This window comes from Streptomyces sp. MGP-BFMKR1, from assembly GCF_057766585.1.
The window spans coordinates 4,110,097-4,129,041 of record NZ_CM173408.1 but is presented as its reverse complement, the minus strand read 5'-3'; the positions used below and the strand labels follow the sequence as shown (position 1 = coordinate 4,129,041).

Annotated in this window: 16 protein-coding genes; 10 read left to right on the top strand and 6 right to left on the bottom strand. The window is 72.0% G+C overall.

Translation table 11 applies throughout. The features are described 5' to 3' along the window. The first annotated feature begins 46 nt into the window (after positions 1–46). The 6 genes from AC3CHW_RS15870 (at position 47) to AC3CHW_RS15845 (ending at position 5,245) form a co-directional block, all read left to right on the top strand. The gene (locus AC3CHW_RS15870) at positions 47–205 is read left to right on the top strand and encodes a hypothetical protein (RefSeq protein WP_187089397.1); all 159 of its coding nucleotides are present in this window, start codon (positions 47–49) and stop codon (positions 203–205) included. 59 nt (positions 206–264) lie between these two features. Continuing rightward, complete coding sequence (locus AC3CHW_RS15865) at positions 265–1,230, top strand: pirin family protein (RefSeq protein WP_488470884.1); 966 nt, start codon at positions 265–267, stop codon at positions 1,228–1,230. 250 nt (positions 1,231–1,480) lie between these two features. Next, positions 1,481–2,743, top strand: coding sequence for an AI-2E family transporter (locus tag AC3CHW_RS15860; protein ID WP_488470883.1), 1,263 nt, complete (start codon positions 1,481–1,483; stop codon positions 2,741–2,743). 866 nt (positions 2,744–3,609) lie between these two features. Continuing rightward, positions 3,610–3,936, top strand: coding sequence for a hypothetical protein (locus AC3CHW_RS15855; RefSeq protein ID WP_398608509.1), 327 nt, complete (start codon positions 3,610–3,612; stop codon positions 3,934–3,936). Between the two features lie 54 nt (positions 3,937–3,990). Then, positions 3,991–4,308, top strand: a complete 318-nt coding sequence (locus AC3CHW_RS15850; RefSeq protein WP_398608510.1) for a hypothetical protein — start codon at positions 3,991–3,993, stop codon at positions 4,306–4,308. A 103-nt stretch (positions 4,309–4,411) separates the two neighbouring features. Next, positions 4,412–5,245, top strand: coding sequence for a CPBP family intramembrane glutamic endopeptidase (locus tag AC3CHW_RS15845; RefSeq protein ID WP_398608511.1), 834 nt, complete (start codon positions 4,412–4,414; stop codon positions 5,243–5,245). Positions 5,246–5,380: 135 nt separating this feature from the next. Here the strand turns inward: AC3CHW_RS15845 and AC3CHW_RS15840 are convergent, their stop codons facing one another. Continuing rightward, positions 5,381–7,942, bottom strand: a complete 2,562-nt coding sequence (locus AC3CHW_RS15840; RefSeq protein WP_488470882.1) for an ATP-binding SpoIIE family protein phosphatase — start codon at positions 7,940–7,942, stop codon at positions 5,381–5,383. Positions 7,943–8,186: 244 nt separating this feature from the next. Here AC3CHW_RS15840 and aspS point away from each other — a divergent pair, with 244 nt between their 5' ends. Further along, positions 8,187–10,016, top strand: coding sequence for an aspartate--tRNA ligase (aspS, locus tag AC3CHW_RS15835; RefSeq protein WP_488471069.1), 1,830 nt, complete (start codon positions 8,187–8,189; stop codon positions 10,014–10,016). A gap of 122 nt (positions 10,017–10,138) precedes the next feature. Here aspS and AC3CHW_RS15830 read toward each other — a convergent pair whose 3' ends face one another. Together AC3CHW_RS15830 and AC3CHW_RS15825 are read right to left on the bottom strand one after the other, a co-directional pair. After that, positions 10,139–11,698, bottom strand: a complete 1,560-nt coding sequence (locus AC3CHW_RS15830; RefSeq protein ID WP_488470881.1) for a hypothetical protein — start codon at positions 11,696–11,698, stop codon at positions 10,139–10,141. A gap of 159 nt (positions 11,699–11,857) precedes the next feature. After that, positions 11,858–12,316: an Lrp/AsnC family transcriptional regulator gene (locus AC3CHW_RS15825; RefSeq protein ID WP_398608514.1), complete on the bottom strand. Its 459-nt coding sequence runs from the start codon at positions 12,314–12,316 to the stop codon at positions 11,858–11,860. 63 nt (positions 12,317–12,379) lie between these two features. Here AC3CHW_RS15825 and AC3CHW_RS15820 point away from each other — a divergent pair, with 63 nt between their 5' ends. The 3 genes from AC3CHW_RS15820 to AC3CHW_RS15810 all read left to right on the top strand — a co-directional run bounded on the left by AC3CHW_RS15820 (position 12,380) and on the right by AC3CHW_RS15810 (position 14,582). Next, the gene (locus AC3CHW_RS15820; protein WP_488470880.1) at positions 12,380–13,129 is read left to right on the top strand and encodes an AzlC family ABC transporter permease; all 750 of its coding nucleotides are present in this window, start codon (positions 12,380–12,382) and stop codon (positions 13,127–13,129) included. Then, positions 13,122–13,451: a branched-chain amino acid transporter permease gene (locus tag AC3CHW_RS15815; protein WP_488470879.1), complete on the top strand. Its 330-nt coding sequence runs from the start codon at positions 13,122–13,124 to the stop codon at positions 13,449–13,451. Before AC3CHW_RS15820 ends, AC3CHW_RS15815 begins: the two co-directional genes overlap by 8 nt. 327 nt (positions 13,452–13,778) lie before the next feature. Next, positions 13,779–14,582 (top strand): hypothetical protein, encoded by an 804-nt coding sequence (locus AC3CHW_RS15810; RefSeq protein WP_488470878.1) that lies wholly within the window; start codon positions 13,779–13,781, stop codon positions 14,580–14,582. Positions 14,583–14,610: 28 nt separating this feature from the next. On the opposite strand, the gene AC3CHW_RS15805 is transcribed toward AC3CHW_RS15810, so the two are convergent. The 3 genes from AC3CHW_RS15805 to AC3CHW_RS15795 all read right to left on the bottom strand — a co-directional run bounded on the left by AC3CHW_RS15805 (position 14,611) and on the right by AC3CHW_RS15795 (position 18,848). Then, positions 14,611–15,078, bottom strand: a complete 468-nt coding sequence (locus AC3CHW_RS15805; protein ID WP_232109887.1) for a DNA-binding response regulator — start codon at positions 15,076–15,078, stop codon at positions 14,611–14,613. A gap of 257 nt (positions 15,079–15,335) precedes the next feature. Beyond that, a complete protein-coding gene (gene metG / locus AC3CHW_RS15800; protein ID WP_488470877.1) occupies positions 15,336–16,979 on the bottom strand; it encodes a methionine--tRNA ligase in 1,644 nt (547 codons plus the stop codon). Between the two features lie 126 nt (positions 16,980–17,105). Then, a complete protein-coding gene (locus tag AC3CHW_RS15795; RefSeq protein ID WP_488470876.1) occupies positions 17,106–18,848 on the bottom strand; it encodes a vWA domain-containing protein in 1,743 nt (580 codons plus the stop codon). Positions 18,849–18,945 lie beyond the last annotated feature (97 nt).

The window sequence follows — 18,945 nt, the reverse complement described above, 5'->3', positions numbered from 1 at the left end:
TTCACTATTCAACTAAGTTGAATCCCGAACGACCGAGGAGGCCGTCATGCCCGCCGTAACCGTTGAGAACCCGCTGACGCTGCCGCGCGTCGCCGCACCCGCCACCCGCGCCGGCCAGGAGCCCGCGCGCCCACGGCCCGTGCTGAACGTGACCACCGCGCCCAGCGGCCTGGAGGGCGAGGGCTTTCCGGTGCGTCGGGCCTAGGGAAGTCGTCATCACGGTTCTGACCTGCGGAAACCTTTCTCACTCACGCGGAGATTCCCATGCCTGCCATCACCCCGGCTGACCCGCTGGCCCTTCCCCGGGTCGGCGCCCCTACGGACGCGAAGCCTCGCCCTGTGCTCACCGTGAGTACCGCCCCGAGCGGCTTGGAGGGGGAGGGCTTCCCCGTTCGTCGCGCCTTCGCCGGCATCGACTACCGGCACCTCGACCCGTTCATCATGATGGACCAGATGGGTGAGGTGAACTACGAGGCAGGCGAACCGCGTGGGACTCCATGGCACCCGCATCGAGGGTTCGAGACCGTCACGTATCTGATGGACGGAAGCTTCATCCACCGTGACTCCCACGGTGGGGGCGGTGTCATCAACGACGGTGACACCCAGTGGATGACGGCCGGGTCCGGACTGCTCCACATCGAGACTCCGCCCGAAGAACTTGTCATGTCCGGCGGGCTGTTCCACGGAATCCAGTTGTGGGTCAACCTGCCGGCCAAGGACAAGATGATGGCGCCGCGCTACCAGGACATCGGCGGCGGCAGCGTCACGTACCTGACCAGCGCCGACGGTGGTTCCATAGTCCGGTTGATCGCCGGGGACCTCGACGGCAACGAGGGACCTGGGATCACTCACACGCCGATCACGCTGGTGCACGCCACGGTGAGTGCCGGAGCCGAGCTGACCCTTCCGTGGCGGCCCGACTTCAACGCGCTCGCGTACGTGCTCGCTGGAAACGGCTACGTCGGAACGGACCGGCGGCCCGTGCGCCTGGGGCAGACCGTTGTCTTCGGTAGCGGCGATGCGCTCACGATCGGTGCGGACGCGAAGCAGGACTCCCGATCGAACGCCCTGGAGGTGCTGCTCCTCGGCGGGCAGCCGATCCGTGAGCCCATGGCGCACTACGGGCCGTTCGTGATGAACACCCGCGCCGAACTCCAGCAAGCGGTCGATGACTTCCAGGCGGGCCGGCTGGGCGTCATCCCGTCGACCGAGCGCCTGCCGCACGCGTAGGACGCGGTGCGCGCCCTGACCCACCCCCGGGCCGTCCGGCCCGGGACCAGAGCCAGGCCAGGGCGTCCGATGGGGTGCGGCCTCACGTCGGGCGCACCGGGCCATGCGACGGCGGCGCCGGCCGTTGGGGCGGCCGGCGCCGCCGAACGACCTCCCCGCGCGGCGGCCCGCTAACCGACCCGTGACGGGCCGTCACCCGCGCGGCGGCTGTCGGCGGGTGGCGTGGGGGCGCACGTGGTGGGCTGGGGGCGTGCCCAGTGATCGCCCTGCTCCGCCGCGCGCGCCGGAGCCCGCCCTGTTGCCGTACGAGGTGCGCCGGGTCGCCGCCTGGTGCGGGGTGCTGCTGTTGATGGCCGCCGTGGCCGGGGTGGTCGTCTGGCTCACGGTGGTGCTCAAGGCCGCCGTCACGCCCGTGCTGCTCGCGCTGCTCGGCTCCGCCCTGCTCGGGCCGCTGTACCGGTGGCTGGTGCGCAGGCACCTGAACGCCTCGCTCGCCGCCGGGCTCACCTGTCTGGCGCTGCTTGCGGTCGTCGGCGGGGCCGTCTACATCGTCGTGCAGGCCCTCGTCGACAGCGGCGACCAGATCGTCGCCTCGGTCAAGGACGCGGCGCGGGACCTGTCGGGGGACTTCGACATCGCGGGCAACTCCGTGGATGACATGGCCTCCAACGGGCGGGAGCTGGCCGACAAGTTCGGCGGTACGGCGGCGACCGGGCTGCTCTCCGGGCTCAGCGTCGTCGGCCAGATGGCCGCCGCCGCGTTCCTCGCGCTGCTGCTCACCTTTTTCTTCCTGCGCGACGCCGACCGGGCGGTGCGCACCCTGCACGCGTACGCGCCGCGCGGTACGGGCCCCCGGCTCGAGGCGGTGGCCCGGCGGGCCTTCCAGGCCGTCGAGGGCTTCATGCGCGGCACCACGGTGATCGCGCTCATCGACGCGGTGTGCATCACCATCGGGCTGCTCGTGCTGAGCGTGCCCGGCGCGGTGGGGCTGGGCGCGCTGGTCTTCGTCGGCGCCTACATCCCCTACCTGGGCGCGTTTCTCTCCGGCGCGGTGGCCGTCCTCGTCGCCTTCGCCGACGGCGGCCTCGCGATCGCGCTGTGGGCGCTGGGCGTCGTGCTGGCCGTCCAGGTCCTTGAGGGGCACGTGCTCCAGCCGGTGGTGCAGAGCCGCACGGTGCAGATGCACCCCGCCGTCGTCATGATCACCCTCACGGCGGGCGCCAGCCTGGCCGGCATCCTCGGCATGCTGCTGGCCGTCCCCCTCACCGCCGCGGCCTTCGGCGTCGTCTCCGACCTGCGCGACCACTACGGCCGCGAGGCGCCTGACTCCGGCGCGGGCGACGGCGACCCGGGCGACCCGGGTGATTCTGGTGGGCCTGGCGGGGGCGGTGGCGGACCCGGTGGTGGCGCGGGCCCCGGTGCCGCGGGCGCGACGGCGACGGGGTGCGGGGGCGGCTCCGAGGGGCGCGACGTGGGGCCGTACGCGGCCGGGGGGCCGTACGAGCGGCCTTAGCGGGGTGTGGGGGTGTAGCTGGGCGGGGGTGGGCGGGTGGCCTCGTCGGACGTCCCTTGACCGTCCCATAGGCATGAGACGGCTCCATGAGTGCGGGCAAACGATCAGGGAGTGAGCCGGCCTGGCGGGCAAGACCTCGGCGGCACATGCCCAACGGGTCGCCGGTCCGTGTGCAGTCCTGTTTCCGCAGATCAGGCGAGGGGTGGGCACCCGCCACGCCAAGCGTGACGCACACCACATGACTTGTCCGTTGTTGACGCATGGTGTCCGGATTTACCGCGTCCTCTCAGGGAGAGGGGAGCGGAGGGCTATTTTGTCCTGTTCGTCTCGTCCGGCATCTCCGCAATGGTCGCTCCGTGTGATGGAGTGGTGACTGTTCCACTTTTGGGGGCCTTTTCTTGGGTGTGGCGAAGGCTCTAGGCTTCACGCCGTTCCCGGGAAATGGTCAAGCCGATTGGTCGCCGCGCAGTCATGGTTGACGACCGCGGCGAAATTGGAAAGGGGATGGTATCGCCCCTGGCGGCTCGAACGGTGAGCTCACTCCGTCGCGGAAAGGATGACGATAGGCGGAGCGCAGCACGCGCCGGTACTCGGCCGAAATTCGCGTTGCGTGAGTGATGAGTGAATGCGATCGGAAGAGGATCGCAGGGTGTGACTCAATGTTGTGTGAATGCGCAAGAATGCGGGGGCCGGCTTCCGGAGGCAACCATCAGCCGGCCCCCGCTTGTCCAGTCCCGACATCGAAAGAATGAGACACGATGAACAAGACCATCAAAAGTATAGCCCTCTCGGTGACGGCCGTGATCGCGGTGGGCGTTGCCGCTCCGGCAGCTCTTGCCCAGTCGCCTGGAGCTGAACGCGTGAGCGTGAGCGCTCCCTTGTCGGGGGTCAACGAGAGCCAGGCGGTGCGGCAGCTCGCAGCGAACCTCCTGAAGTACGAGGGAGACCGCTTCAACGCCCAGGAGCGCGCAGAGCTTCAGGCGTTCGCGAACGGCACCAACATCGGGACCAAGGGCAAGCTCGACTCGCTGGTCAAGCTCCTCAAGAAGGTCAAGGGGTTCGCCAAGGCGGTCAAGGGTTCGTACAAGTCCTTCAAGAACTGGTACAAGAATCTGCCCTGGTACGTCAAGGCGCCCTTGGCCGCCGCCGGCGTCGGCAGCCACTTGTGGGAGATCTGGAACCTGTTCCACTGATCCGGATAGCGACACGGTAAACGGTTGATTCAAGAGGCCCCCGGATCCTCGGGCATGAATGACCTGGGGGCCTCTTGTCGTCGTTGTGCAAGGAGGACTGTCATTCCTGAAAAACAAAGCGGTGTCCGAAAGGTCGAAAATTCGGGTTTGCCTGCGTGGCTGCTCATCCTCTTCGGATTGGCGCTGAGCTTCGGACTGCGCCAAGCACTGGGCTACGGATACTGGCTCGTACTGTTGGTCGCTGTCGCCGCCTCGCTCGCCCTCGGTGGTGCTGACCAGGCCATTCGCCGGGTGGCGAGAAATCATCGGCGTCGCGGAAACACCACGCGTACACCTGACGCTGACAGCCGTGCCACCAACGATGGCATCTGAGGCAGCGCGACCCCCTCTCGCTCGGCATTCTCACCCGGTTGGCCTTCGGTATCACGAGCAGGCCCGTGACGACCGCTTCGGGCCGCGAGCCTCGGTCAAAGAGTTGCTGACCGTTCTCCTGTTCCTCCTGGCCGCGGTTCTGGGTGTACTGATGGTTGGGGTCATTGGCGCGGACGTGTTCGAAGTATCCGCGAGTACGGACAGCGATCAGGTCTTCTCTGATCCGCTCGCGGATACGGCTCTGCTCTTCATCTCCATCGCCGCGGGCCTGCCTGCGGTACTGCTGGCGGTACGGCGATTCGGCCGGCACCGTTCGGGCGCGCTGTCGTCGGTCACCGGACGCTTTAGGTGGCGGTGGGCAGGCCGCTGCGCAGCGTTGGCTTTCCCTCTGTACGCCGTGCAGCTCACGCTGTATCTGGCATGGGTCCCTGACGAATCCGGCTCACCCTCCGAGGGCTCTGCCACGGCGCCCGCGTGGCCGGCGGTCGTGGGGGCCCTCGTCCTTGTCTTGGCGCTCGTGCCCTTTCAGGCGGCAGCGGAGGAGTACGTATTCCGAGGTTGGCTCACCCAGTTCGTGGGCCGGTTCGCCCGCTCCCCCTGGCCCGGGACTGTGGCCTCTGCCGTGATGTTCGCGTGCGCCCACGGCTGGGGCTCGCTGTCCGGCTTCGCGCTACTTCTCTCCTCATCTCTGTGGTGGGGCATGCTAGTTGTCCGCACCGGCGGACTAGAGGCCGTTGTCGCTCTGCACATCGCCAACAACATGCTTGTCCTCGGCCTCGCCACGGCACTCGGCGAACTGGACGAGACCGACTCCGCAGCCACTGCCCCGTGGCAGGCCCTCGTGCTTGAAACAACTTTCACACCCTTGTACTACGTGGCGATCACCTGGCTCGCGCGACGCCTACGCCTCGCCGGGACCACCGTGCCGGGGCAGTGATCTCCGGGGGCTTGGGTCTGGCCCCCGCGCCGCCGCCGATCGGCTGTCCCGCTGCCGCCCGGCCTCCCGCCGCTGCCCGCTCGCCATCGCCCCAGCCCGGCGCCGCTCGGGCCCTCCGTCGCCGCTCGGCACCGCTCAGCCCGACGCCGCTCCACCCTGCGCCGTCGCGTCCGGCTTGGGGAAGGGCGGCTGCCCCGGCGCGGGGGGCGGCTCCGGCCGAGGGGGCGGCTCCGGCGTCGGGGCGGGGGTGGTGGGCGTACGGGCCGGCGTGACGGTGGCGGTCCTCGTGGCGTGGGTGGCCGGGGCGGTGGTGGGCTGGGCGGCCGGCTCGTGCAGCTCGACCCAGATGCACTTGCCCTCGCCCCGTGGGTCCACGCCCCAGGAGCCCGCGAGCATCTCCATCAGCAGCAGTCCGCGGCCTGAGGACGCCAGTTCGCCCGGGTGGCGGCGGTGCGGGAGTTCGTCGCTGGCGTCGGCTACGTCGAGGCGTAGCCGGCGCGCGCCCGGCTCGCCGCTGATCTCGGCGATCACCAGCGCGTCGTCGTCGGTGTGCATCAGCACGTTGGTGACCATCTCGGACAGCAGCAGGACGGCCGACTCGACCTGGTCGTCCGATGCCCAGTCGTGCAGCATCTGGCGGAGTTGGAGCCGGGCCTGCGAGATCTGCTCCGGCTGGGCCTGCGCCACGGTGATGGCGGCCCGGCGCCTGCGCGGGCCCGCCGCCTCGGGGCTCGGCAGACCGCGGGATATCAGGACGAAGGCGATGTCGTCCTCGCGGCGGTCGGCCAGCGGCCCGGTCCGGTAGTGCGACGGCGGCCCGTGGACGGCCTGCAACAGCGCGTCGGCGAGCGCGTCCAGGTCCTCCTGACTGCGCAACCGCGGCTCGGCCCCGCCCACGCCGCCCGCGCCGCGCACGCCGGCGGCCACCTCCCCACCGCCCTCCGGCTGCTCGCCACCACCCGCCCGCGCGCCGCTACCCGTGCCCGTCCCCGCGCCGGCGCCCGTGCCCGTCCCCGCGCCGGCGGCCGGGCCCACCACCGCCCCCGGGGACGCCCCCGTACCCGGGCGCGCCCCCGCCCCCGCGCTCCCCCCAGCGGCGTCGCCCGCCCCCGCCCGGGCGGGGGCGTCCAGGTCGCGCAGGTGTTCGCCGAAGACCGCGCGGATGCGCTCCCAGCCGGTCTGCAGGTCGTGGCCGCCCGTCTCGATCAGGCCGTCCGTGCAGACCAGCAGCGTCTCGTCCGGTTCGAGGGTGAGCCGCGTCGTGGGGTAGTCGGCATCGGGGACGACGCCGAGCGGCAGGCCGCCCGCCGTCGGGCGGAGCATGACCGTGCCGTCGCCGTGCGCGATGGCCGGGTCCGGGTGGCCCGCGCGGGCGACGTCCAGGGTGCCGGTGGCCGGGTCCACCTCCATGTACAGGCAGGTCGCGAAGCGCGGGTCGGCGTTCTCGTCGTCCTCGATGTGCGGGCCGCTGCCGGCCCGGGCCCGGCCGCCGGTGTCGGTCAGGCTCGCGAAGAACCGGGAGGCGCGGGAGAGCACCGCGTCCGGGTGGTGGCCCTCGGTGGCGTACGCCCGGAGCGCGATCCGCAACTGTCCCATCAGCCCCGCCGCCCGCACGTCGTGCCCCTGGACGTCGCCGATGACCAGCGCCGTACGGCCCGACGGCAGCGGGATCACGTCGTACCAGTCGCCGCCGACCTGGAGTCCGCCGCCGGTGGGCACGTACCGCGCGGCGATGGTCAGGCCCGGCACCTCTGGTCTGCGGTCGGGCAGCATCGCGCGCTGGAGGCCGTCGGCGAGTTCGCGCTCGGTGTCGTGCAGGCTGGCCCGCGACAGGGCCTGCGCGAACATCCGGGCGATGGTGGTGAGCACCGAGCGCTCGTCGGGCGTGAAGGACACCGGCTGGCTGAAGGCGCCCATCCAGGCGCCGATGGTCCTGCCCGCCACGATCAGCGGCAGGAAGGCCCACGAGTGGCGGCCGAGCGGCTGGGCGAGCGCCCAGGCGGCGGGGAAGCGGCGGCGGTAGTCCTCGGGGGTCGGCAGGTAGATCGCGCGGCCGGTGCGCACCGCCTCGGCCGCCGGGAAGTCGCTGTCCACCGACATGTCGAAGAACGGCCCCTCGTCCTCCTCCCCGTACCCCTGATGGCCGATGACGGTGATCCGGTTGCCCTCGACGCCGAAGACCGCGAGGCCGTCGGGGGTGAAGCCGGGCATGGAGAGCCCCGCGGCGACCCGTAGCACCTCGGCGCTGGACTGCGCCTCGGCCAGCGCGCGCCCCGCGTCCAGCAGGAACGCCTCGCGGTTGCGCCGCCAGTCGCCGGTGACGGGGGTGGCCGCCGCGGTGCCGGGCACCGGGGTGGGGACCTCCTCAAGGGTGCCGACCAGCTCGAAGTGTTCGCCGCGCACGATGGGCCGGGTGCGGCTGCGCACCGTGCGCAGCACGGTGCCGTGCTCGTCCACGACCCGCAGCCTGGCCTCGGCGAGGGTGCCCTCGGTCAGGGCGAGGTTGATGATGCCGTTGATCTCGGTCCAGTCGACGGGGTGGAACCGGGCGCGGGCCGTGGCCTCCGGGAGGGTGACGGGCACGGCGGGCAGCCCGAGGAGCCGGGCCGCCTCGGCGTCGAGGGTGACCTTCGCCGAGGCGTTGCCCCACCGCCACAGGCCGGTCCTGATCGTGGCCAGAACATCCTCGGTACGCATTGCCCTACTTTATGTTCATTTATGGATTTGCTACCAGTGAGGACGGCTGGTCGTCGACCCGACCGGCGGGCCGGGCGGTGACGTGCCGCGGTTCCGGGCATCGACCGGGTACCTTGCCCGCGATGCCACGGCGGGCAGGGCGGTAGGCTGGCACCTTGCCCGCAGTGGCACTCGCGCCCGGGCCCCGGCTCAGCCAAGCCTCGCCCGCGCCGTCCACGCCCCGCTCAGATGACTTGGATGAATGATGCATCGGTACCGGTCCCACACCTGCGGCGAGCTCCGTGCCGCTGACGTCGACACTGAGGTGCGGTTGAGCGGCTGGCTGCACAACCGACGGAACCTGGGCGGCATCCTCTTCATCGACCTGCGCGACCACTACGGCGTGGTGCAGCTCGTCGTACGGCCCGACACGGCCGCCAACGAGGCGCTCAGCTCGCTCACCAAGGAGACCGTCGTCCGGGTGGACGGCCGGGTCATCGCGCGCGGCGCGGACAACGTCAACCCCGACCTGCCCACCGGCGACATCGAGGTCGAGGTCAGCGCCGTCGAGGTGCTGGGCGCCGCCGACCCGCTGCCGTTCACCGTCTTCCCCGAGGACAACGTGAACGAGGAGCGCCGCCTCGAGTACCGCTTCCTCGACCTGCGCCGCGAGCGCATGCACCGCAACATCATCCTGCGCTCGAAGGTCATCGCCGCGCTGCGCTCGAAGATGACCGCGCTCGGCTTCAACGAGTTGGCCACCCCGATCCTGTCGGCCACCTCGCCCGAGGGCGCCCGCGACTTCCTGGTGCCCTCGCGGCTGCACGCCGGCAAGTTCTACGCGCTGCCGCAGGCCCCGCAGCAGTTCAAGCAGTTGCTGATGATCGCGGGCTTCGACCGCTACTTCCAGATCGCGCCCTGCTTCCGCGACGAGGACGCCCGCGCCGACCGCTCGCCCGGCGAGTTCTACCAACTCGACGTGGAGATGAGCTTCGTCGAGCAGGAGGACGTGTTCCAGGTCATCGAGAAGGTGATGACCGACCTGTTCAACGAGCTGGGCGACGGCCGCGAGGTCACCTCGCCGTTCCCGCGCATCCCCTTCCGCGAGGCGATGCTCAAGTACGGCTCGGACAAGCCCGACCTGCGGGCCCGCCTGGAGCTGGTGGACGTCTCGCACGTGTTCGCGGGCTCCGGCTTCAAGGCGTTCGCCGACAAGCACGTGCGCGCCCTGGCCGTGCCGGACACCGGCGAACAGCCGCGCAAGTTCTTCGACCAGCTCGGCGAGTACGCCGTCGAGCAGGGCGCCAAGGGCCTGGCCTGGGTGCGCATCGGTGAGGACGGCAAGCTGACCGGGCCGATCGCGAAGTTTCTTAACCAGGACGACGTGGCCAAGCTGGTCGCCGAGGTCGGTGGCAAGGCCGGCACGTCGATCTTCTTCGGCGCCGGCGACTTCGACGAGGTCTCCAAGATCATGGGCGCGGTGCGCGTCGAGGCCGCCAAGCGCGCCGGGCACTTCGAGGAGAACGTCTACCGGTTCTGCTGGGTCGTGGACTTCCCGATGTTCGAGAAGAACGAGGACACCGGCGCGATCGAGTTCTCGCACAACCCGTTCTCCATGCCGCAGGGCGGCCTGGAGGCGCTGCGCACCAAGGACCCGCTGGACATCCTGGCCTGGCAGTACGACATCGTCTGCAACGGCACCGAGCTGTCCTCCGGCGCCATCCGGAACCACGAGCCCGAGGTCATGTACGAGGCGTTCGGCATCGCGGGCTACTCCCAGGAGGAGGTGGAGCGCGAGTTCGGTGGCATGCTCCGCGCCTTCAAGTTCGGCGCCCCGCCGCACGGCGGCATCGCGCCGGGCGTGGACCGCATCGTGATGCTGCTCGCGGACGAGCCCAACATCCGCGAGACGATCGCCTTCCCGCTCAACGGCAACGCGCAGGACCTGCTCATGGGCGCGCCCAGCGAGGTGGACGAGGCGCGGCTGCGCGAGCTGCACCTGTGGCTGCGCAAGCCGGCGCCGGCCAAGCAGGCCGCGGCCAAGGAGCCCAGGGGCGCGGAGCCGCAGGCTCACCCGGCCAAGCCGGTCAAGTAGCCCCGCGCGGGCTCGCCCGTACGAGGCCGCCACGGCGCCCCGGACCCGCGTGGTCCGGGGCGCCGTGGCGTGTGGCGGCGCCGACCGTGGCGGCGGCCGGCGCCACCGGCGTGGGCCGCGGCTCACCCGCGGCGGATCAGCGGCTCGAAGGCGGCGCGGACGTCGGCCGTGGTCTCCTTGACGGGCATGTCGGACGGCGGGCCGAAGTCCGTGAGGTAGTACTCGTACCTGAGCCACCGCGGGCAGCTCGCGCCGCCGATCTCCACGGTGCGGTCGGCCACGAGCTTGCCGGTGCGCAACGCGTAGACTTTCACCGGGATCGCGATCTTGTGGAACGTCACCTGCTCGACGCCGCCGACGGCGTTCTTCGCCTCGTACGGGCACGTCCGGACGGCGCTGCCCTTGTCGTCGGCCTCCGTCTCGTCCACGCAGACCACCAGCGCGGCCTTGGTGGCGTCATCGGCCCGCCAACTCTTCGGGAGCCGGTCGGTGTATGCGTCGTTGCCGTAGATCAGCGCGCGGTTGGTGGCGCCCTCGCGGGCCGCGGGCGCGGCGCTGTACCTGGCCGGCTTCGAGCAGTACGCGGGCTGGCCGCCGTACGCATCGCCGAGTCGGTCGCGTACGGTCGCCAGCTCGATGGCCAACGTGGCCCGGTGGGCGCCCTTCCGGGCCTGACCGGAGAGCGCGTTGTCCGGGTAGCGGTCGATGAGCTGCCGGTAGCGCTCGCGTGCGTGCTCCCACTCGCTGTCGCCGCCCAGGTCGTCGGCGCAGCTCACCAGGGCCTGCGGGGCGACCCGGCGCACGGTGTCGGCCGTCCGGCGCAGGACGTGGTGGCGCGGCTTTCGCTCCCGTAGCCAGTCGGTGACCTCCGCGGTGCGGCAGGCGTCGCTGACGGGCAGTCGGCCGAGGAACGCGTCGAGCGTCCTGCCCACCGTCGCGTCGTGGCCCGACTCCTCAAGCACCTCGGTCAGCGTGGCGAACCCGCTGTCCAACGCGTCCGTGTCGCCGGTCAGGCCGCGGGTCAGGTCCTCGCGCGCGGTGTCCAGGCGCCGGCAGGCGTCGGCGGTGGCATCCCCCCGCTCGGCGGCGCGGACATCGGCCACCCGCTGACCGAACCCCACCTGGTCCTGCGCCGCCAACACCGCCGCGCAGTCGCCGCGTTCGCGGGCCCGGGTCACGTCGTCCTCGATGCCCGCCGCGTCCAGCCGCAGCAGCCCCACGCTCAGCAGCACCGCCAGCGTCAGGCCGGCGGCGACCAGGCGGTACCCGCGCGCGGTGGTGCGCGGGTCGCCGCGGCGGGCCAGGTACCAGCCGTGCGCGGTCGTCAGCAGCCACCAGCCGAGCACGGCGAACTCGCACCACGGCTCGGCCCGGCCCAGCAACACCGCGACCAGCGCGACCGCGCCCGCGACCTGCACCAGGGCCAGCAGCCGGCGGCCGAGGAAGAGGTAGCCGACGCCGAGCAGCGAGGCGTTCCCGAGCGCGACCGCGAGCGGGTCGTACGTGCGCCTGCGCGGCGGCTTCGGCGGCGGCCAGGGCGTCCCCCAGTCCGACGCCGGGTCGGGTGCCGCCGCGTCGTCCGATGTCGCGTCGTGCTCGCCGACGTCCGGGGGAACGGGTCGCGAGCCTGGTTCCGGCGTGGCGTGCGGCGTGTCGTCCATCGCGGTCTCTTCCCGGTTCACGGAGCTTGCGTGGCCGTAGCCCATTGTTGGCAGCCGGCCCGGGAGGGGTCCCGTGGCCGGCACCGGGGCCGGACGGGCCAGCCGCTGGCCGGGCGTGAGGAGCGTGAGAGGGCGTGACAGGGGGCGCGGGCGGGATGGGGCGCGGGTTCCGCGTACGTCCTACGGGATGGTCTTGATCTCCTTCATGGTCAGGTGGGACTCCAGGCGGAGTACGGCGGGCAGGCTGCTGAGCTTGTCGGTGATGAACGCCTCGTAGGCGGCGTGGTCGGCGACCGCGACGCGGATGAAGTAGTCCGGGCGCCCGTACATGCGGCGGAACTCGGTGACCTCCTCGAAGGCGGACACGGTGTCCTCGAACTCCTGGAAGCTCTTGCGGTCCTGGGCGTAGATCTCGACGTTGACGAGGACCTCCAGGCCACGGCCCAGGGCCTGCGGGTTGATGACGGCCCGGTACCCGGCGATGACGCCGGCCTCCTCCAGCCGCTTGACCCGGCGCAGGCAGGGCGGCGGGGTCAGGCCGACCCGCTTGGCCAGCTCGACGTTGGTCAGCCGCCCGTCCTGGCCCAGGTGAAACAGAATGTCGCGATCAACGGCATCGAGTGTCACTTTGTTGCTCATGCGGCGATTCTAGGGTCAGAGGTGGCAACCATATGAGGCGTCATCCATCCTAAAATTCCACGCATGGAGACCAGCCCCGTCGCCACCGAGGACCGCCCTCGGTGCTCACCCGCCCCGCCGCCCGCGCCGCACTCCGAGGCGCGCGCGGCGTTGCGGGACTCCGCCGGTGTGGGCCTGGCCTTCCTGCCGCTCGGGCTCGCCTACGGGGCGCTGGTGACGCAGTCGGGTCTCCAGTGGTGGTGGGCGGGGCTGTCGGCGGCACTCGTCTTCGGCGGATCGTTCGAGTTCCTGCTCATCGGCATGGTCGCCGCCGCCGCCCCGCTCGCCTCGATCGCGGTCTCCGCGCTCCTGGTGAACGTCCGGCACGTCTTCTACACGCTGTCCTTCCCGCTGCACCGCGTGGGCGGCCGGCTCGGCAAGACGTACAGCACCTACGCGCTGTGCGACGAGGCGTACGCGCTGACCACCGGTGAGCAGGCGCGCGGCTGGTCCAGCCGTCGCATCCTGTGGTTGCAGTTCTTCCTGCACCTGTGCTGGGCGGCCAGCTCCACCGTCGGGGCCCTGCTCGGCTCCTTCATCCCCGACCGCGTCACCGGCCTGGACTTCGCCCTGACCGCCCTGTTCACGGTCCTCGCCCTGGACGCCGTCCGCGACCTGCGGGGCCACCTGGCCACTCCCGCCCTGGCCGTGCTCAGCGCCCTGTTCGCCCGCCTCCTCTTCCCCGGCCAGCTGCTCCCGGCCGCGTTCGCCCTGTTCACCGCCGCCCTGCTGGGCCGTCGCCTCGCCACGTCCCGGACACCGCGCCATGCCTGACACCCGCTACGCCATCGCCGCCGTCCTCGTCTCCGCCGCCGTGACCTGGGCCCTGCGCGCGCTGCCGTTCGCCGCGCTCACCCCGCTGCGCGAGAGCGGGACCGCCCGGTACCTCAGTGCCCACATGCCCGCCGGCGTCATGGTGATCCTGGTCGTCTACTGCCTGCACGACCTGCCGGTGACCGAAGCCCGCGCCACCGCCCCGCTCGCGGCCCTGGCCGTCACCGTCGGCCTCCACCTGTGGCGCCGCACCGCCCTGCTGAGCATCCTCGGCGGCACCGCCACCCACGTGATCCTCGCCAGCACGGTCTTCGCCCACTGACGCCACTGACACCACTGACGCCACTGACGTTACTGACGCCGCCGCCGACGCCGAGTCGGCCGGCGTCCCGCTCCGGAACGCCGAACGCCGAACACCGAACGCGGCACGCCCCCGCCACCGCCCGGAGGACCGCCCGCTGCCCGAGTGTGACGAAACATCAGTTTCGTTGCCTCACCCACCGGAGAAGGAACGTATCGGCAGCGGCACACTGGACGCATGTGGCACGTTGGGAGGTTGAGCGGCTTTCGACCCCGTGTGAGCCGTCCGTGCCGTCTGTCACCGTCCGGCGTCGGTCCCCGCCCGCGCCCTGCCCGGAAGAGAGCGATCATGCCCCCGCAGTCGCCTTCGCTACCGTCCCCCCGTCGTCCCTTAGCGCGCGGCCTGGCCGCCACGCTCTTCGTCGCCGGCGCGCTCGGCGCCCTCGGCGCCTGCGGTCTCTCCACCGAGCCCGAGCCCGACGCGACCAGAGCCCCGGCCGGTACGGCGGCCAAGGCCGAGGCCAACGGCGGCCGGGCCGGCCGGGCCGCGCCCACCGCGCTGCCCCGCCAACTGCCGGGCATAGGACCGAAAACGCTGGCCAAAGTCCCCGAGCGCAGCCGACAGGTGCTGCTCGTGACGGGCGAGGGCCGCGACTCCTCGCGGTCGAGGGCGGTGCTGTACGAGCGCACCGAGGAGGGCGCCTGGCGCGCCGGCACGTTCTGGCCCGCGCACAACGCGCGGCGCGGCTGGACCGACAAGCACATGATGGGCGACCTGCGTTCGCCGATCGGCGTCTTCGGCCTCACGGACGCGGGCGGCCTGCACGCCAACCCGGGCAGCCGGCTCCCGTACGAGCGCTCCGACTCCTTCACGGCCGTCGGCCGGGGCTTCGAGGGCGAGCCGCTGGCGGGCTCCTTCGACTACGTCGTGGCCATCAACTACAACCGGGTGCCCGGCACGTCCCCGCTGGACTGGACCCGGCCGATGGGCGCCTCCCGGGGCGGCGGCATCTGGGTCCACGTGGACCACGGCGGCCCGACCCAGGGGTGCGTCAGCCTCGCCGAGCGCGACATGCGGGACCTCGTCCGCGCCCTCGACCCGGAGCGGCATCCGGTCATCGTGATGGGCGACGCGAAGTCGCTGGCCCGCTAGGCATCCGCCCGGGCCGCCGGGCGCCGGGTCACGGCGCGCCGCGGCGGCCACAGTCGGGGCGTGGGCACTCGCGCCGGGTGCGCTCGCCGCGCGGCAGCAGCGTCCTGATCCGGTCGGGCGGCAGGACGCCCTCCTCGCGGGCCGTGCGGTGCACGGCCCGCAGCAGCCGCCGGCGCGTCGCCTGATGGCGCCAGAGCACCGCGCGTACGCCGTACTCGAGCACCGCCATCAGGTCGTTCTCGGGCAGCTCGTCCGTGATGACGACGACCCGCCGCTGGCCGCCGCGCACCAGGCGGCGCAGCTCGGCGCCGGCCAGCTCGTCGAACCGGCCGGCGAGCAGCACGGCCACGGAAACGCCGCCCGGCGGCGACTGCTCCCCCGGGCGCGGCCCGTCGAGAAGTTCCACCCCCGGCTGGTCCCGCAGGTGTCGGACGACCCCGTCCCGGGAGAGGGGGTCGGTGCCGTGCACCGTCACGGTCACGCGTTGATCGGCCACTGCGTCCTCGTTCTTCACGTACTTCCCGTGTCCCTACCTCTCACAGGGTGCGCGCGTGGCCTAAACGTTCGGTTGGCGAAACGTCAACGCGTGGCGGCGGTACCGGGCGGACCCCCGGCCTGGCCGGCCGGGCCGGCCCGGGTCGACCGGGAATCGGCCCAGGTGGATGGCTACACGCACGACGCCCGGCCGGGGGCTCCGGCCGGGCGTCGTGGTGTCGCGTGCGTGTCGCGCGTGTCGCGTGCGCGGGGTGGCGGTCAGCCCTTCGCGGGCTCCTCAAGGCGCGGGAAGAGGATCTCGCCCTTGGTGACCGTGGCGCCCGCGGGCAGCGCGCCCCAGGTGCCGGCGGACTGCACGCGCTGGTCGGCCAGCGGGCCCAGGTGCGCCTCGGCGCCGAGCGAGGCCCACAGCTTCTCGCAGGTGGCGGGCATCACGGGGGCCAGCAGCACGGCGGTGCCGCGCAGCGCCTCGGCCGCCGTGTACAGGATGGTCGCGAGGCGGGCCTGGCCCTCGGGCGAGGTGTCCTTGGCGACCTTCCACGGCTCCTGCTCGGTGAGGTAGCCGTTGACCTGCTTGATGAAGTCGAAGACCGCCGCGATGCCGCCGGCGAAGTCCAGCTCGTCGCCGATCCTGGCGTCCGCCTCGGCGACCGCCCTGGCCAGCCCGTCGGCGACGGCCTGCTCGGCGTCGCCGTGCGCGGTGGCCTCGGGCAGCGTGCCGCCGAAGTACTTGCCGACCATGGCCGCCACGCGGGAGGCCAGGTTGCCGAAGTCGTTGGCCAGCTCGCTGGTGTAGCGGGCGCTGAAGTCCTCCCAGGAGAACGAGCCGTCCTGCCCGAAGGCGATGGCCCGCAGGAAGTACCAGCGGTACGCGTCCACACCGAAGTGCGAGGTCAGGTCCTGCGGCTTGATGCCCGTCAGGTTGGACTTGGACATCTTCTCGCCGCCGACCATCAGCCAGCCGTTGGCGGCGATCTTGCCGGGCAGCGGGAGTCCGTTGGCCATCAGCATCGCGGGCCAGATCACCGCGTGGAAGCGCAGGATGTCCTTGCCCACCAGGTGCACGCTCGCCGGCCAGGTCGCCTCGAACTTCGCCTGGTCAGAGCCGTACCCGACGGCCGTCGCGTAGTTGAGCAGGGCGTCGATCCACACGTAGATGACGTGCTTGTCGTCCCACGGCACCGGCACGCCCCAGTCGAACGTGGACCGGGAGATCGACAGGTCCTGCAGCCCCTGCCGGACGAAGTTCACGACCTCGTTGCGGGCCGACTCGGGCTGGATGAAGTCCGGGTTGTTCTCGTAGTGCTCAAGGAGCCGCGGGCCGTACTCGGAGAGCTTGAAGAAGTAGTTCTCCTCCTTCAGCATCTCCACGGGCTTCTTGTGGATCGGGCACAGCTTCTGACCGGCGAACTCTCCCCCAGACTCCGTCTGGGAGGTGCCCCCACCGCCGTCCAGCAGCTCGCCGGGCGTCTTGTACTCCTCGCAGCCCACGCAGTACGGGCCCTCGTAGCCGCCCTGGTAGATCTCGCCCTTGTCGTAGAGATCCTGGACGAACTCCTGGACGCGGTCGGTGTGCCGCTTCTGCGTGGTGCGGATGAAGTCGTCGTTCGCGATCTCCAGGTGCTCCCAGAGGGGCTTCCACGCCTCCTCCACGAGCTTGTCGCACCACTCCTGCGGGGTCACCCCGTTCGCCTCGGCGGTGCGCATGATCTTCTGACCGTGCTCGTCCGTGCCGGTGAGGTACCACACCTTCTCGCCGCGCTGGCGGTGCCAGCGGGTGAGCACGTCGCCTGCGACGGTCGTATAGGCGTGGCCCAGGTGGGGAGCGTCGTTCACGTAGTAGATGGGGGTCGAGACGTAGTACGTGCTCGCCCCTCGCTGCTCGGTTCCAGTGGCCGCCATGGTCGAAATCCTAACGGCCACCGGATGCCGTCGCCGACGCGTTTACGCACGGTGACGGCCCCGCGCTGGGCGTGCGCGGGACCGTCCGGGTGGGTCGGGGGCGGCCCGGGGTCCGGGCGGCCGGGGTCAGCGGAGCACGCCCGCCTCCCGGGCCTCGATCAGCCACTCCGGGAACTCCACCATCAACTGTCCGTACAGCTCCGCGTCGGACAGGTCGCGCGGTTCGAGGCCCGCGTGGAAGAAGCCCGCGTTGTCGACCGGGCGCCGCTCGGGCACGGCCAGGTCATCCAGCTTGCGCAGGAAGTCGAAGCCCTTGGCCTGCGGGTCGCCGAAGCCGACGAACTGCCAGAAGATCGGCAACCGGGCCGCCTCGCACAGCGCCCGCTCGGCCGCCGGCTTGCTGGTCGGCGCGCCGTCCGTCTGGAAGATCACGAACGCGGGGTCGGTCGACCCCGACTTCTCGTAGTGCTCGACCACGGCGTTGATGGCCCAGTGGTAGTTCGTACGGCCCATGTGCCCGAGCGAACCGTGCAACTCCTCGATGCGGCCCGGGTAGTTGGCGAGGTCCAGTTCGGCGGTGCCGTCCACGTCGGTGGAGAAGAACACCACGGGCACCACGCCGTCGTCGTCGAAGTGCGCGGACAGGCCGAGCGCCTGCTCGGCCAGGTGCTGGACGGTGCCGTCCTTGTAGTAGCGGCGCATGGAACCCGACCGGTCCAGGACCAGGTACACGGCGGCCCGCTGCCCACCGAGCCCGTGCTTCTCGACCACGGCGGACGCGGCCTTGTACAGGCTGACCAGGCCCGGAGCGGCCTCCTCCATCTTGGCGAGGGAGAGCGCGGCGCCCGGGTTGGTGCCCGCGTCGGCATCCGCCGACGCGGCGGCCACCGGCTCGGGCTCGGCCATCGGCTCCGGTTCGGCTTCGGTGCGCGGCGCGGTTTCCGCCTCGGGCCGCGGCTCGGTCTCGGTCTCCGGCTCGGCCTGCGCGTCCCCCGCCGGGGCCGGTGCGGCTGCCGCCGCCGGCTCGGGCGTCGACTCGGCGTCCGGCGTGGCCACGGGCTCGGCGTCCGGCTCCGCCACGGGCTCCGCGTCGGCCGCCAGCTCGGGCCCGCTCTCGGCCACGGCGACGGGCTCGGGTCCGGCCTCGGCCACGGCGAGGGGCTCGGGCGCGGCGTCCGGCCGGGTCTCCGGTACGGGGTCCAGGTCCGCCGCGGGCTTCGGCTTCGGCTCCGGCTCGGGGTCCGCCACGGCCGTGGCCTCCGGCTCGGCGTCCCGTACGGGCTCGGGGTCGGGCTCGCCCGCAGCGGCGACGGCCTCGGTTTCCGCATCCGCCTCGGACTGAGGTGTGACGGCCTCGGCCTCGGGCTCAGGCGTGACGGTCTCGGGCTTCGTCTCCGCCTCGGGCTCGGGCGCCGGGGTGGCGGCGACGGCCTCGGGCTGTGTCTCCGTCTCGGGCTCCCGCTGGGTCTCGGCCGCCGCCCCGGTCTCGGCCGCCGGCGTGGCGGTGACGTCGTCGGCCAGCGGCTCGACCGTGGGTTCCGCCACCGGCTCGACGTCCGATGCGGCCACGGGCTTGGCCGGGGACTCGGCCGCCGGCTCGGCCGAGGCCGGGGTCGGGTCCAGGTCCGGTTCCCGGGTGCTCTCGTCGTCGGGGAGCGGCTCGCGCGGGGCGACGCGGATGACGGTCGGGCCCGACGCGGACGCCGCGGCGTGCTCGTGCTCGGTAGCGGAGGAGGGGGTGGCCGGATCGGTGGCGGGCGGGGCCGACGGCTCCGAAGCGGGCTCGGCCGACGAGCGCGGGGCCTCGCTCTCGTCGGTTGCCGTCCGTGAGCGGCCGAAAACTTTGCGCAGCAGGTCCCGTATGCCCATGGATGAAACCCCTCACCTGTCGAGTGCGATGCGCGTCCGTCATGGCCGGTAGGTGCCGGTAAGCGCCGGTGTATCCCGGCGGGCAGCCGAACGGGCC